This window comes from Streptomyces sp. iso_384 (assembly GCF_056172905.1).
This window is the reverse complement of the sequence record NZ_JBWBTT010000001.1, coordinates 7,851,451-7,865,539: the sequence shown is the minus strand read 5'-3', so window position 1 is coordinate 7,865,539 and position 14,089 is coordinate 7,851,451. Positions and strand designations below refer to the sequence as shown.

The 14,089-nt window shown below is 66.7% G+C and carries 19 protein-coding genes; 15 read left to right on the top strand and 4 right to left on the bottom strand.

Annotated features, from left to right (window positions below):
• Positions 1 to 60: 60 nt before the first annotated feature.
• Positions 61 to 1,416, top strand: a complete 1,356-nt coding sequence (locus AC0VY3_RS35725) for a hypothetical protein (RefSeq protein WP_475551580.1) — start codon at positions 61 to 63, stop codon at positions 1,414 to 1,416.
• A 282-nt stretch (positions 1,417 to 1,698) separates the two neighbouring features.
• Here the strand turns inward: AC0VY3_RS35725 and AC0VY3_RS35720 are convergent, their stop codons facing one another.
• Positions 1,699 to 2,295 (bottom strand): hypothetical protein, encoded by a 597-nt coding sequence (locus AC0VY3_RS35720; RefSeq protein WP_475551579.1) that lies wholly within the window; start codon positions 2,293 to 2,295, stop codon positions 1,699 to 1,701.
• A 718-nt stretch (positions 2,296 to 3,013) separates the two neighbouring features.
• Positions 3,014 to 3,478, bottom strand: coding sequence for an NUDIX hydrolase (locus AC0VY3_RS35715; RefSeq protein WP_475551578.1), 465 nt, complete (start codon positions 3,476 to 3,478; stop codon positions 3,014 to 3,016).
• 18 nt (positions 3,479 to 3,496) lie between these two features.
• On the opposite strand from AC0VY3_RS35715, the gene AC0VY3_RS35710 reads away from it, so the two are divergent.
• The 13 genes from AC0VY3_RS35710 (at position 3,497) to AC0VY3_RS35650 (ending at position 11,400) form a co-directional block, all read left to right on the top strand.
• A complete protein-coding gene (locus tag AC0VY3_RS35710; RefSeq protein ID WP_030579276.1) occupies positions 3,497 to 4,276 on the top strand; it encodes a GntR family transcriptional regulator in 780 nt (259 codons plus the stop codon).
• 139 nt (positions 4,277 to 4,415) lie between these two features.
• On the top strand, positions 4,416 to 4,778 hold the full coding sequence (locus AC0VY3_RS35705) for an SCO3933 family regulatory protein (protein ID WP_475551577.1): 363 nt from the start codon (positions 4,416 to 4,418) through the stop codon (positions 4,776 to 4,778).
• A gap of 2 nt (positions 4,779 to 4,780) precedes the next feature.
• Positions 4,781 to 6,133, top strand: a complete 1,353-nt coding sequence (locus tag AC0VY3_RS35700; protein ID WP_475551576.1) for an FtsK/SpoIIIE domain-containing protein — start codon at positions 4,781 to 4,783, stop codon at positions 6,131 to 6,133.
• A gap of 80 nt (positions 6,134 to 6,213) precedes the next feature.
• The gene (locus tag AC0VY3_RS35695) at positions 6,214 to 6,399 is read left to right on the top strand and encodes a hypothetical protein (RefSeq protein WP_326593040.1); all 186 of its coding nucleotides are present in this window, start codon (positions 6,214 to 6,216) and stop codon (positions 6,397 to 6,399) included.
• Positions 6,399 to 7,064, top strand: coding sequence for a DUF2637 domain-containing protein (locus AC0VY3_RS35690; protein WP_475551575.1), 666 nt, complete (start codon positions 6,399 to 6,401; stop codon positions 7,062 to 7,064). The genes AC0VY3_RS35695 and AC0VY3_RS35690 overlap by 1 nt, the downstream gene beginning before the upstream one ends.
• Positions 7,065 to 7,082: 18 nt before the next feature.
• Positions 7,083 to 7,268 (top strand): hypothetical protein, encoded by a 186-nt coding sequence (locus tag AC0VY3_RS35685; RefSeq protein ID WP_475551574.1) that lies wholly within the window; start codon positions 7,083 to 7,085, stop codon positions 7,266 to 7,268.
• Between the two features lie 5 nt (positions 7,269 to 7,273).
• Entirely contained in the window at positions 7,274 to 7,465 is a 192-nt protein-coding gene (locus tag AC0VY3_RS35680; protein ID WP_475551573.1) for a mobile element transfer protein, read from the top strand.
• A gap of 12 nt (positions 7,466 to 7,477) precedes the next feature.
• Complete coding sequence (locus tag AC0VY3_RS35675; RefSeq protein ID WP_010060553.1) at positions 7,478 to 7,633, top strand: hypothetical protein; 156 nt, start codon at positions 7,478 to 7,480, stop codon at positions 7,631 to 7,633.
• A 27-nt stretch (positions 7,634 to 7,660) separates the two neighbouring features.
• The gene (locus AC0VY3_RS35670; protein WP_475551572.1) at positions 7,661 to 7,975 is read left to right on the top strand and encodes a SpdD-like protein; all 315 of its coding nucleotides are present in this window, start codon (positions 7,661 to 7,663) and stop codon (positions 7,973 to 7,975) included.
• Between the two features lie 91 nt (positions 7,976 to 8,066).
• Complete coding sequence (repSA, locus tag AC0VY3_RS35665) at positions 8,067 to 9,482, top strand: replication initiator protein RepSA (RefSeq protein ID WP_475551571.1); 1,416 nt, start codon at positions 8,067 to 8,069, stop codon at positions 9,480 to 9,482.
• A gap of 2 nt (positions 9,483 to 9,484) precedes the next feature.
• Positions 9,485 to 9,706: a helix-turn-helix domain-containing protein gene (locus tag AC0VY3_RS35660; RefSeq protein WP_014155129.1), complete on the top strand. Its 222-nt coding sequence runs from the start codon at positions 9,485 to 9,487 to the stop codon at positions 9,704 to 9,706.
• Positions 9,706 to 10,833 carry a tyrosine-type recombinase/integrase gene (locus tag AC0VY3_RS35655; RefSeq protein ID WP_475551570.1) on the top strand — a complete coding sequence of 376 codons (1,128 nt, stop codon included), beginning with the start codon at positions 9,706 to 9,708 and terminating at the stop codon, positions 10,831 to 10,833. Before AC0VY3_RS35660 ends, AC0VY3_RS35655 begins: the two co-directional genes overlap by 1 nt.
• 177 nt (positions 10,834 to 11,010) lie before the next feature.
• A complete protein-coding gene (locus AC0VY3_RS35650; protein WP_475551569.1) occupies positions 11,011 to 11,400 on the top strand; it encodes a hypothetical protein in 390 nt (129 codons plus the stop codon).
• Positions 11,401 to 11,721: 321 nt separating this feature from the next.
• On the opposite strand, the gene AC0VY3_RS35645 is transcribed toward AC0VY3_RS35650, so the two are convergent.
• A complete protein-coding gene (locus tag AC0VY3_RS35645; protein WP_475551568.1) occupies positions 11,722 to 12,936 on the bottom strand; it encodes an amidohydrolase family protein in 1,215 nt (404 codons plus the stop codon).
• 101 nt (positions 12,937 to 13,037) lie between these two features.
• On the opposite strand from AC0VY3_RS35645, the gene AC0VY3_RS35640 reads away from it, so the two are divergent.
• Entirely contained in the window at positions 13,038 to 13,502 is a 465-nt protein-coding gene (locus AC0VY3_RS35640) for a MarR family winged helix-turn-helix transcriptional regulator (RefSeq protein ID WP_031090228.1), read from the top strand.
• Positions 13,503 to 13,643: 141 nt separating this feature from the next.
• Here the strand turns inward: AC0VY3_RS35640 and AC0VY3_RS35635 are convergent, their stop codons facing one another.
• Positions 13,644 to 14,084 (bottom strand): hypothetical protein, encoded by a 441-nt coding sequence (locus AC0VY3_RS35635; protein WP_475551567.1) that lies wholly within the window; start codon positions 14,082 to 14,084, stop codon positions 13,644 to 13,646.
• Positions 14,085 to 14,089 lie beyond the last annotated feature (5 nt).

The following is a 14,089-nucleotide window of genomic DNA, read 5'->3' as shown; positions in this document are numbered from 1 at the left end:
GCCAGACTCCCGACTGCCACACTAAGTTCTCAGGACGACCGTGTCAGGAGGAGAGGGACCATGCTGGATCTAGAAGAGAGCCTCGGGCGTATCTGGAACCCCGATGTGCGCCCGTTGGCAGCTGAGGCCTATCGCAGCTACACCACGGGATCCGCACGTGCGTGCATCATTCTCACCTGGGGGGCAGTCGCCTCTGACCTCATCGACAAGTTGCGTCGGCTGGGCGAGGATGGCGAACGCGCTGCAACTGCAATGGTTGTAAAGATTGATGCTGCGCGCGAGCGCAACGATGTTAAAGCCATGCAGGAAGTCGAAGGATCGCTGCTATCCAAGGCGAGAGAGTTGGAACTCCTCGACTTCGTGGAGGAGCGCGAGTTGCAGCGGCTCAGAGAAGACCGGCATCTATGCGCTCATCCATCACTGCGTCCATTTGGTGACTTCTACGCGCCCACTCTTGAGTACGCCCGCGCACACCTGGCGGCGGCGGTCGAAGGTCTCCTCGTCCATCCGCCAAGCCAGGGCCGCAAGGTTGTGGACCGCTTCACTGCTCACGTGGCTGATCCGGCATTCACTGGCAGCCGCGACTTCCTGACTCATACCTTCTTTGACCAGGTGAAACCTACCGTCCGTCGCCAGATCGTCGATGTCGCGGTCAGGGTGGCCGGCCTGGAGCCCGATGGGCTCCCGGATCCGCCTGGAGCTGAAGAGGTGGCGGATCGAATGGCTGACTGCCTCCGTCTCTTCGCCGAGCGCGATCGAAGCCTGGTTGCCCAATACATGAGCAAGGTCACCCAGAGGCTAGGGGACAGGCCTCGCCTCGTTCAGATTCGATCCGTAGCCCGATTGGGCGACATCGATTTTTTCTGGAGTGCTGTTGCAGAGCCGCTGAAGGGGCAGATCGAGGGGCTCATCGCAAGTATCCCGACGAAACGTGACGCGCCCCTCACGGCCGATGAATACCGTCTGCTCTCCCTGGTAGGAATCGATGAAGTCCGCCACACTATACCGGTTCTCGAGGATACGTTTACTAAGCTTGAGGGTGCACGGCAGGCCAACGTGATCAGCCTCCGCCCCGGCAGGTACTTCACTAAATACCTGCCGAATGTTCTTGACTCTGATGCTTCGTCCAATTTTAGGATGGCTGAGATCCTGACGCGGTTCGCCGTCCTGCCTTGTGCTCAATACCTAGAGAAGCCGGAGTTGGAAGCCCTGCTCGTCGCGTGGACAGATAACGTCCAATGCCTAATGGCCTCCGATATGCCGCAAAATGCCCTAACTCTGTATCGAAGCACACAACACTTGCGGCCGAACGATCATAGTATTTGGAGTGACTTCATCACCCGCGTCCGGAGCCAGGTGCCAGAAGAAAACCCGTACTACCGGTACACCGAGGTAGCGACTGCTATCGGCATGTAAGCGCTCATGGGTGACCATCTGCCTGCCCACCCTTTTGGGCAGGCCAGTCGCGACAGATGGCGACCGCGTTCAACCGCTATCTGATGCGACGGCCGGACAGGGGCGTTGCTATGCGCCGACGTCCGGCGCGATTGATGTATGAGATCTTCTGATCCGTAGCTCTAGCCGGATCAGTTAACGACGGCCATACCGGCCGCTACGAGGCCCCGGAGAGGTTGTGTCGTAGGGGGGGCGGCTACTGGGGTTGCGGTACTTCTCTGCGGTACCGATCTCCCCTCTGCATCAAGCCATCCGCGATATCACGGATGCACCCCTGTCAATTTTTGCGTCGCTATGCGTGATTACCCCAATGGCTATCGTGGCAGCCAAAGTTAGGGCCGCGATGGCGATGGTCAGGACTTCCGCACCGCTCAAACGCCAACGAGAATCAGGAAAGTCATCGCGGCGGAGCCAAATCGCAACTCGCGCGCTCCTCGTTATCGCACCACCGGCAGAATACCCGGCTATTGCAAAGAATATGACCGAGGAAATTTGCGCGATAATTAGCGTACGGACGGAAAATGTATCGTCAGGAATGGCAGTAAGCGTGATCGACGAAAGAAGCCCCCAAATCGATATGCTCCATGACGCGAAAGTCCATCTGGAACCGTACCAAATTCCAAGCTTGAAGGGTCGCAATTCTTCAAGTAGCGGCTTAAGCGCCGCCACTCGACCGCGAACCCAGTTCGGGTCGCCCGAAACAAGGCATTGGACTCGCCCTGTATCAGTAATATTCACCCTGACGCTATTGGTCGGCTTGGATTGCTGCCACTTGTCACGCGCAGAGAGGGTCAAATTGTCCAGCAACTCGGGGTCACCGGGCTCCGTTGAAACCTCCACGGCGTCAGCGAGATCGCTGAGCGAGTGCGCTGTGAGGGTGGTAATAGATCTTCGAGTCGAAACCTCAACATTTGCATCAGGTAGCAATCCGTCTTGAACTGCACGCCAGAGACGTTCAGCGGATCTGCGATGGAGCTTGCAACCTTGAACTACGAAGAAGCTCTGGGCTTCTGGCGCTGAGGCTGTTGATGACGACACAGTCTCAATCTTGGCATGCCGATCAGGAGGTTGAGTCCGTTTCTGCTACATGACTCAGAGTGCCAACACCCCACGCTTAGGCTCTCTCAACCCACCACTCACCTCGGCTCCCATCCCGTCCGCCTTCGACCCACACTCCGTGGAGCGGTCGTGGTTCAGGGCGTCAAGGTGGAGCGCGCCACTGTACGAACGACCTTGACGCCCTGGGCCGCGACTGCTCGGCTCTGCCTGGGTCGAAGGTGGTCGGGATGGGAGCCCCACGACGCTCGCCCCGCTCCGGCCGGCACTCGCGAACGGTGCCCCTCCCATCCCGGAGTCTGAGCGCCCCCGCCGGAGGCATCGTCGTGAAGCCGCGGGCTTGGTTCTCGTCTCATGCCCCACGGGCCTATCCACTGCGGGCGCGCGTCGGCGGCGGCAGCGCCGAGCGGGCCGAAGGCAGGAGCGCGGGCGCAGCCAGAGCCGGGAAGCGCGCCCGGCGGAGCGGAGCGCAGCCGGGTGCCTTGATGAAGTAGAGAAAGTCTTATCCCGCTGTGATGAGCTGCTTGCCGTCGTGGCTCCGCACGTGAGGGCCGTTGCCGTCCAGGGCGTCCAGGAGGCGGACCGCGTAGACCTCGGCCATGCGCTCGCTGACCTCATCGGGTGTGAGCCAGGAGACGGCTGTCGACTCGCTTGATGTGCGCTCGGTGCCGCCGGAGGGCTTGCATCGGAAGACCAGGGCGACGATGCCTCGGGTCGTGTTCTTGTAGACGCCGGTGAGCTGGTCCACCTCGACGTGGATGCCTGTCTCTTCCCAGACCTCGCGGGCAACGCCGGCCTCGGGTGTCTCGCTGAGTTCGAGGATGCCGCCGGGGAGCTCCCAGGTGCCGTTGTCGGCTCGGCGGATCGCCAGGAGGCGGCCGTCCTCGCGCACCACTACTCCGGCGACGGACACGGAGTGCAGGGGAGTGGGTGCCGCTGCCTGTGGTTGACTCATGTAGAGGAGCATAGGAGGCAGGGAAGGACTATGGGAACTGCGGCGGGAGGGGCCGGTTCCGGTCCTCGGTATGTGCAGATCGCTGATGACCTCGTGCAGCAGATCCGGGCGGGGGTTCTCAAGGCCGGCGACATGGTGCCGAGCGAATCCGAGCTGGTGGATCGCTACGGCGTCTCCGGCGGGACGATCCGTAAGGCCATGGTCGAGGTACGGGCGAGCGGGCTCGTCGAGACCCGGCATGGCAAGGGCTCGATCGTCAAGAACCGGCCCCCTGTAAGGCACCGCTCCTCCGATCGCTTCCGGCGCTCGCTCCGGCAAGGTGGCCAGGCCGCCTACCTCGCGGAGTCCACACAGTCCGGCGCCACCGCGAAAGTCAGCGTCCTCTACATCGGTCCCATGGACGCGCCCGAGGACGCCGCCGAGCGCCTGGGCGTTCCCGCCGGTACGCAGGTGTTGGCCCGCCGGCGTCTCTACTTCCGCAACGGCACCCCGGTGGAAACCGCCTCGTCGTACCTGCCCTGGGACGTGGTGAAGGAGATCCCCGAGCTGTTCGCCGAGAACCCCGGGGGCGGTGGCATTTACGCCCGACTCGAAGACCACGGGCATGAGTTCGCGGAGTTCGTCGAGACGCTGCAAGCACGACCGGCCTCGAAGTCGGAGGCGTCGGAACTGGCGCTCAGTCCCGGTGCGCCTGTAGTCCACCTGATCCGGGAGGCGCGTACGACTGCGGGTCGGGTGGTCGAGGTGTGCGACACGCTCATGGCCGCTGACCAGTTCGTTTTCGAGTATCGGATCCCTGCCGACGACTGACGTCCGCTCAACTTCCCTCAACCCCTCGCGAGTTCTACTTCGCGGCGGGTTGACTCATGTACAGGAGTCATGCACTCTTCTTCATGTCACTCATATACATGAGTGGCGGAGTCCAGCATCTATAGAGGAGTGATCTGCTGTGCGTCAGATTCCCGTCGACACCTCCAGCGCTGTCGTGATGGTCGCCAAGGTTCCGCAGGTCAAGGTCCGTGACCGCCGCACCGGTGAGATCGCCACCGACATGGAGACCGGTGCTCAGCTCATGACCGTGGACGTGATGTTCGCGGCGAACGAGGAGGTGGAAATCCTGTCCGTCACCGTTCCGGAGCCCGGGATCACCGGTGAGCTGGCCATGGGCACGCCGGTCGCGCTCACCGGCCTGGTCGCCCGTCCGTGGGAGAACGACTTCAACGGTCAGCGGCGGCACGGCATCGCGTTCCGCGCGGTCGCGGTCACCTCGCTCGCCGACGTCGCCGCCGCCGCAGGGTCGAAGGCGGCCTGATCATGACCGCCTTCACGGTCGCTCTGGTGCTGGTCGTCGCCGCTGCGGGTCTCCTGCGGTGGCGGCGGCCCGCCTGGTACTGGCTGGCCTTCGGGGTCACCCTGGCCGCGCTGCGGGTCTTGGTCCGGTACCGCTCGGTCATGGACGCGTGCGGGTTGACCGTTCCGCCGGTGCGGTGGCGGTTATCTCTGGCTCGGGCCACCAACCGGCCGATACCTGAGTCCCGCCCACCGCGTATCCGGCGACTGCGGCCGACTCGTACCGGCCTGGTCCTCCGACTCAAGCTCCGTCCCGGCCAAGACGTCTTCGACATCGCTGCGGCCTCGGACCGGCTTCGGCACTCGTTCTCGATGTTCGGCGTGACCTCGCGTGAGGTGCGGTCCGGTGTCGTCGAGGTGCGGATGACCGGGTACGACGTGCTCAAGCGGGTGCAGATGCCTGCTGAGTCGGAGACCCGGGCGATGCGGGTACCGGTCGCCCTTCGGGAGGACGGGTCGGTGCACTACCGCGACTACCGCGCGATACCTCACGCCCTCACGCTCGGCGCCACGGAGTCCGGCAAGTCGGTCTACCAACGCAACCTGGTCGCCGGCCTTGCTCCTCTGGACGTTGCCCTCGTAGGCATCGACTGCAAGCAAGGGGTCGAACTCTTCCCGCTGGCGCGCCGATTCTCAGCGCTGGCCGACAGCCCGGACACCGCTGCCGAACTCCTCGATGCACTCGTGGTGCGAATGGCGGACGTCTACCGCCTCATCCGTACCCAGCAGCGCATCACCGTCGATGTACCGGACGCGGAGATCGCCGCCGACATCTGGGACCTGCCTGATGAGCTCCGCCCGACCCCGGTCGTCGTCCTGGTCGATGAGGTGGCCGAACTCGCTCTGTACGCAACGAAGGAGGAGGAGAAGCGGCGGGACCGCATCATCACCGCCCTGGGCCGTCTCGCGCAGCTCGGTCGCGCCGCCGGTATATACCTCGAAATCTGCGGACAGCGCTTCGGCTCCGAACTCGGCAAGGGCATCACCATGCTCCGCGCCCAACTCACCGGCCGCACCGCTCACCGCCTCAACGACGAGACCTCCGCCAACATGGCCTTCGGCGACATCGCCCCGGACGCGGTCCTCGCCGCCATCCAGATTCCCGCCGAACTGCGAGGCCTTGCTATCGCGGGAGACTCGTCCGGCGGTTGGCACCGCATCCGCGCTCCGCACACCTCGCTCCGCCAGGCCGTGAACCTCTGCAACCGGTACGCCGACAGGACCCCGGACCTGCCCGAGCTGGCCACTTTCCGGCCCACCACCGGTACCGCCACCGAGCTTGTGCCGTCGGCGAAGGCATCTCCGGCCACCGCGTGATCTCTCCCCCCACCCGGTAGGCGTGACCGTCTTCGCGCCGAGTCCCTACCACTGCCATGCCCAGAGAAGGGAGTACCGCCATGTGCCCCGACTGCGAGGACTTCGCCCGGACCGTGCTTCTGCTCGGCCAACTCGCCCTGTATGCCGACATGGCCGGCGCCGACCTAGACTTCGTGGACGTCGTCAGCCCGTCCCTCGCCGTGTCGCTGCCGGAGCCGCCGCCGGGCACGTTCCCGGACGACTCCGACCCCGCTGAGGACTTCTGATGGGCGCCCGGCACGGTCTCCGGATCGACGCGGTGTTGATTCAGGCGGTCATCGCCGGAGCCTTGTCCTTCGCCCACCTGCACGACCTCGCCGCCGCGGCCGGACAGGACGGCTGGAAGGCATGGGCCTACCCGGTCAGCGTCGACCTGCTCCTTGTCGCCGCCTGGCGTCGGCTGCGCAGCGAGGGCCCGTCCCGGTTGGCCTGGTGCTGGTTCCTGATCGCCCTGTTCGCGTCGCTCGGCGCCAACGTCGCCACCGCCGGGTTCCTCGACCTGGCCGACCCGCCGGCCCTGCTCCGGCTCGGCATCGCCGGATGGCCCGCACTCGCCTTCCTCGGTGGCACTCTCCTCGCCCACTCGTCGGGGAGGCCGGAGCCAGCTCCGCCAGCCGCCGTCACGGAGACGAAGAACGTCGGGCCGGCGCGTGTGCCTGACGCCGCCCCGATCCCATCCCAGACCAATGAGCCCCCTGCGACAACGGCCCTGTCATCGCCCCCGGCCCCGTCCCCGGATCCGCCCGTTCCCGCCGTGCTGATCGACCACGCCCGCAAGGTCGCCGACGAGTACCGCACCCGCACCGGATCACCGATCGACACCGACACCCTCCGCTCCCGCCTCGGCGTTCCGCCCCACCTCGCCGACGCCATCGCCGCCCGCCTCAGCTGACCGCAAAGGAGAACTGAGATGACCCACGATCCCGCCGACCTGACCGCGGCCGACTACCTCGACGGAGCGCGTGAGATGGCCGCAGCCGGACGTCCCTTCCTCGCCCACCTGCTCGCCGAGGAAGCCGCACGGCGCGTCGACGACCCGGCCACCGCCCGCAGCATCCGCACCCAGTACACCGACCCGACGACCGACAGGGGCTGACCGGCATGCCCGCCCGCGACAGCTTCCACTCCCTGATGCGTATCGGCCCCGTGCAGATCGGCACCCACCGCGACCGCACCGGCCGCACCGCCCACGCCGCCGTCTGCACGGCCGACCGCTGCGGCTGGTCCGCCGACTACTCCAGCCGGACCGCCGCCCAACTCGCCGCCCGTACCCACCGCTGCACCGTCCGTTAGGAGACAGCGTCCATGGATGTCCCCCTCTGGATCGCCCTGCTGGTCGTCGGCTACCTCGGCATCAAGCTCTTCCGCCCGCCGGTGTGGCTGATCTGCGTGCTCCTCCTCGGCGGCTACCTCCTCGCCGACAGCCTCTTCGCCTCCGTCATCGATACCGCCGTCAAGTAACCCGCGCTCGGGAGAGGAGAACCACCCATGTTCCAGCCCAAGATCCCGACCATGCCGCAGCCCTCGGGCCTGGTCACCCCGCCCGCCGTCGTCCAGCCGACCACCATCACGCCGGGCACGCCTGCCCCGGCACCCGCCGCCGCCCCTGGGCCGTCCCGTCCGGTCGTCCAGCTCACCCCCGGCACCGCGGTCGCGCTCGTCGGTGCCGGTACTGCCGTCGTCCTGGTCGTCGGCACCGTCCTGGTCTCGCTGCTCCTGGCGGTCGCCGTCACCAGCGCATCGGTCGCCGTCTGCGCGGTCGTCCTGCGCTCCCTGAGCGCGTCCAACGCCAAACGCCGCTGACCGGCCCCCGGGCGGCCTCGATACCGCCAAGCATCCGCCGCCCGGGAGCCGTGCCCACCGATCGATCTCGCAACCGGAAGGAACCTCCAGCATGGCCCACCGGCCCTCACCCTCGAAACAGAAGCGGTCCATGCCCGCCCCACAGCTCGACCCGACCGTCCTCGGGGACGTCCTCCGGGTGGCCTCGGCCTCCGACTACACCCGCTGGGAGGACCAGATCCGCCGCACCGGCGGCTGTGCCGACCCCGTCCATCTGAGCGGCTGGGTAACCCACAAGGACAAGACCACCGGCGAGACCCTGCACCGCTACTCGACCGCGTACGAGCCGGGCGGACGCCTCCGTATCGCCTGCGGCAACCGCCGCGCCTCCCGCTGCCCCTCCTGCGCTTGGACCTACGCGGGCGACACCTACCACCTGATCCGCGCCGGCCTCGCCGGAGACGACCGCCGCGACATCACCGCCGCCGTCCGCGACCACCCGCGCGTCTTCGCCACCCTCACCGCACCCTCGTTCGGCCCCGTCCACAGCCGCCCTGACCGGGGCACCTGCCGGTGCGGCACGGCACACGCCTCGGACTCCGCGGACCTGGGCTCTGCCCTTGATCCGGAGACCTACGACTACGCGGGCGCCGTGCTCTTCAACAACCACGCCGGGGAGCTCTGGCAGCGCTTCACCACCCGGCTCCGCCGCGAACTCGCCATCCACGCGGGCATCCCACGCCGTGAGCTGGGTGACCACCTCCGCGTCTCCTTCGGCAAGGTCGCCGAATTCCAGAAGCGCGGAGCCCTCCACTTCCATGCCGTCGTACGTCTCGACGGTCCGGATGGCCCTTGTACTCCGCCGCCCTCTTGGGCCACGGTCGATCTCCTCACCGACACGATCCGCGCCGCAGCCGCGCACTCGTACACGTCGGTCTCCGTCCCGGCTGCCGGTGAACAGCCGTCCCGGACCTTCCGGTGGGGCCGACAGCTCGACGTCCGCCCGGTCAAGGCCTTCGGCGACGGTTCAGATGTCACCGAACAGGCCGTCGCCTCGTACGTAGCCAAGTACGCCACCAAAGCTGCCGAGAACACCGGCACCCTGGACCGCCGCATCGGAGAACTCGCCGAACTCGACCGCCACCGCGTTCCCGATCACACTCGTCGGCTCATCACCGCATGCCGTGAACTCGACAGCCTCTATCCGGACCGACGTCTCTGGGCCTGGGCCCACATGCTCGGCTTCCGCGGCCACTTCTCGTCCAAGTCCCGCACCTACTCCACCACCCTCGGCGCCCTCCGTCAGGAACGCGCCGACTACCGCGCCGCCCAGGAAGCGCCTGCTCTCGGCCTCGCCGACCGCGAACCGGACACCGTCCTCGTCCTGACCGACTGGCAGTACGTAGGCCACGGGCACACCCCAGGCGAAGGGGCCCTTGCCGCCACCATCGCCCGAGACCTCCAGACCAACCGCGAGACCGCCCGCGACGCACTGAAGTACCGCACTGCCAACGAGGGGGAGTGGTGACCGTGGCGGACCGACTGCTCACCGTGAATCAGGTCGCCGAACGCCTCGGCACCGGTCTTCGCTTCCCCCGCCGGCTCATCGAGGAACGCCGCATCACGTTCGTCAAGGTCGGTCGGCACGTCCGCATCCCCGAGAGCGCCGTGGAGGAGTACGTCAGTGCCCACACGGTGGCGCCGATCGTCCTGCGGCCCGCCTCGGCGTACTCGTACCGGAGGGCTGCCTGATGCCCGCCAAGCGCAAGTCCCGACGTGCCTTTGGTCGGATCCGGAAGCTGCCGTCCGGCCGATTCCAGGCTCGATATCCGGGGCCTGACGGCGTGCTGCGTGCCGCTGATCAGACGTTCGCGACAACGACGGACGCCGATCGCTGGCTGGCACGGAAGCGCATCGAGATGGAGGAGGGCCGCTGGCTCGACCCCGCCGAGGGACGGACCACCGTCCGCGATTGGTCGGCACGATGGCTCACCGCGGTCTCCCCGCAGCTCAAGCACAAGACACAGGCGTCGTACCGGTCCCTGATCAACTCACTGATAGTTCCGGCGCTCGGTGATCGTGAGCTGTCCAGCCTTCGGCCGATCACCATCGTGGAGTGGGTCGGCGCGATGAAGACCCGTGGTCTCAGTGCATCGCGGATCAGGCAGGCGTACCGGGTCCTCTCGCAGATCATGCGGGCGGCCGTCGACAACGAAATGATCGGGCATACCCCGTGCAGGGGCGTGAAGCTGCCTCGCATGCCGCAGACCGAGCCGCACATCCTCACTCCGCTGGAAGCCTCACGGATCGTGCGGAGCGCGACGAAACCGCATGACTTGCTGATCTCCTTGCTCGCCTACGCGGGTCTGCGGGTCGGGGAGGCGTTCGCGCTGCGGCGAGCGGACATCGATGTGTCGGGCGGCCTGGTCCTCGTCGATGAGAACCTGGCCGAAGCGAACGGCACCCTCGTCTTCGACACTCCCAAGTCCCATCAGAAGCGAGTCCTGCGGATCGGGCCGACACTCGCGGCGCGGATCGGCCGGCACCTGGAGACGCTGCCCGGCGGGGAGGACGCTCTCCTCTTCGTCACGCCCGGTGGGAAGCCCCTGCGCTATAACCAATGGCGCAAGGCGTACTTCGACCCCGCCGTGGCGGCGGCCGGGCTCACCGACGTCACCCCGCACGATCTCCGCGCCTCGCACGGAACATGGGTGGCCGACCGGTATGGCGTGATGACCGCCGCGCACCGGCTCGGGCACTCGAACGCGAGCGTAACCACTCGGCATTACGCACGGCCTGTGGCTGGTCGTGATGATCAGGTGGCGGAAGCCGCTGACGCGTGGTTCCGAGAGGAAGACGGATCTTCCGAGGCGAACTAGCCACATAGAGACACGTGCACTCGCTGACGTCCCTGACCGAAACGTGGTCAGGGACGTTGTGCTGTGCGGCCACCGATCTCCGCTTTATGCGCGTCTGCTCCGTGAGCCCCCATCACGCCTGGCCATGTCCGGTTGCCATCTATCCGTTGCGCATAGGCACAGCTACTCTGCGTGCCCATGGGGAAAGTAGTGCGCTTGTACTGGGGCTACATGGTGGCTGCCGCTTTGGTCGTTGCGTGGAGCCAGCAGTGGGCATTGCCGGTGATCGCGTCTCTGTCGGTCGGTGTCACCGCCTACGCAGCCTTCCAGGTGCCAGTCTGGTGTGGTGCGGTTAATCGAGACGGTCAGACCTACTGCCGTAACAACGCCTATGGCGTGTTGATGGGCTGCTCGAAACGTCAGCACAGGTGGCAGAAGATCAAGATGATCGTGCTGCGCAGCAAGGTTGGGAACGTCGGCCGTTCCGTCTTTCCTACGGCCAAAGAGAAGTTCAACGGGGCTCTCGCTGTGGGCGGTCTGCTGTCGGCTGTTGCTGCAGTGATCGTTCCGGTTCTGACAGGTGATTGAGCCGACATGCTCATGTAGATGGGGCACGTGAGGGGCACGGCGTGCACTGTTGTGACTGCAGCGGCACGGTTTCGTCGGTCTGACCTGCGAGGGAACAGCGATCCCGTTCGATCGGCGAAAGGTCTTGAAAACCGTCGTGGCAGCGATGTCACCGTGGGTTCAAATCCCACACCCACCGCAGGCGAGAGGCCCCCGACCAGTACGTATGGTCGGGGGCCTCTGCCATGCCTGCTCCCTGCCGGGCACCGCTGTTCCGGCGATGACGCGACTGATCCCGTTGTCTGAGATGTCGCCGAAAGGATCGCGTCCCAGGGGCTGTGGTTATGCCGCCATTCGGGTTCCGCGGCGCCAGACGGCACGGGTGTTGAGGGTGTCGCTGATGTTGCTGGTCGGGTCGCCGTCGACCAGGAGGAGGTCGGCGCGGAGGCCCTCGGCGATGCGGCCCCGGTCGCTCAGGCGGAAGCGGCGGGCCGTGGTCGCCGTGGCCGCGCGCAGGGCCCGTGCGGGTGTGAGGCCGGCTGTCACCAGGTATTGCAGTTCGTGGTGCAGGCTCGCTCCGTGTGCCAGGCCCCCGAAGAACGTCTCGGGCATGGAGACGTCGGTTCCGGCGAGCACGTCGACACCGGCAGCGTCCAGTGCGCGCACGGTGTCGTAAACGTCGTGGAGCTTGCCCTGCGGGTAGCGGTCATAGCTGGAGCGCAGGGTCCGGTCCCAGTCGGCGTCGAGGCGTGCGGCGACCCGCGGGTCGTCGGCGAGTTCGCTGCCGGTGATCCCCATCATCGAGGCGTTGAGAGTGATGCAGGGGATGACGAACATGCCCGCGTCCTTGATCAGGCTGATGACCTCGGCGGTGTGCGGCTGGTCCATGAACACGTGGGTGACGCCGTCGATGCCGGCTTCGGCGGCCGTCCTGGTGGCCTCCACGGTCAGCGCGTGGGCCACGGTCAGGGCGCCGTACTTCTTGGCTTCGGCGACACCGGCGTGCACGGTGGCCCGGTCGAGCGTGGGCAGTCCGGGGTGACCCTCTACGCTGCCGTCGTCGATCATGAACTTGATGAAGTCGGATCCCCGGCCGAGGAGCTGCGGCACGAAGGCGGCGGCCTCCTCGGGCGTGGTGGAGAACGGCATCAGGGGCATGACCGGGGGAAGGTCCCACTTGGGCCGAAACCCTTCGGGCATCAGCTCACTCGGGTGACCGCCGGGCGGTGTGATGGCGAAGCCGGAGGAGCGCACGTCGGCCTGTGTGTCGTCGTCGGTGATGGCCCCCCGGTTCTCCCGGGTGTTCATCCCCTGCATCTCCAGTTCGGTCGTCACCCCGAACCGCAGGGCGAGCGCCAGGGAGCCCGGGGCGGAGTGGACGTGGGCGTCGATGAGTCCCGGCAGCAGTGTGGCGCCGCTGCCGTCGACGATCTCGCTGCCCTCGGGAGCGTCGCCGCCGACGCGGGCGATCCTCCAGCCGTCGATGACCACGGTCCGCACGCCGACCGCCTTCTCCCCGTCGAAGATCTGCGCGTTGGTGATCGCGGTGAGCGCCATGGCGGTCCGCCTCTTTCCTGGCTCGTTCAAGATTTACATACCTAATGCTATGGACTTATTGAATGGTATGCAAATGTGCCGGCCGGGCCTAGACTCGGCACATGAGCAGCACCTCCTCCGAGCAGCCCCCCGACGACCGGACGCTGGATCAGATCGGTCCGGCGCTGTCCCGTCTGCGGCGGCGCGCACCGGCAACGGGCAAGGATCTCTCCCGCAACCTCGTGCTCAACGTCATCGCCGACGCGCCGGGCGAGACGACCGTCGGCGGGCTTGCCGCCGAGATGGGCGTCGCGCAGCCGGTCGCCAGCCGGACCGTCGCCGCCTGCATAGCGGACGGGCTGCTGCGGCGGGCGGCATCCCAGTCCGACGGGCGCCGCACCGTGCTCGAACTCACCGAGCACGGCGAAGCCGAACGCAACCGCTTCGCCGTCGAACAGCGAGAGGCGTTCCTGGAGATCACTGTCGCCTGGTCACCGGAGGAGCGAACCCAGTTCGCACGGCTCCTGACTCGATACGGAGTCGACGCCACCGCCTGGTCCAGGAAACAGACCCCAAGACGCGACTGAACGGGCAGCGCCCCGAGACCGAGCCGCGGCCAGGAACTCAGGTGCCGAAGCGCTGACGCCCTGGCCGGTCTCGGCGCGCTCACAGGTCGAGGGGCACGCAGCGGGCACGATGACGACGGCAATGGTTCCAGCGGGGTGGCGCTACCAGGCCGGGCGGGGGTCCTGGCGTTCCGGTGACAAGCTCGCGGGCACGCTGTCGCCCGTGTCCGTCCGCCACAAGTAGCCCGGGCTGGGGGCGAACTCGTCGGTGGGAGGGGCCGGGGCGTGGAAGCGCCGGGTGTGGGGGAGCGGTATCTCGACGAGCCTGCCGTCATGCATCATCCACAGCCCGAAGCAGTCGTCCTCCTCGTCGTGGATCAGCACCTGTACCCGGCCCGGGTCGGGCCAGGGAAGCGATTCGAGGTGTCTCAGGAGTCCGGAGCGTGGTTCCACGCGGTTGAACTCGATGACCCATCCGCCGACGAACAGGTTCAGGGGTTCGAAGTGACCTCGCCAGCTCCGCGCATCGTCGGGGCGGGTCAGGGGTTCCATGACCTCGTCCGCGTACGTTGCCAAGACGATGACCTGCGCAATTCTGCTCATGCCGG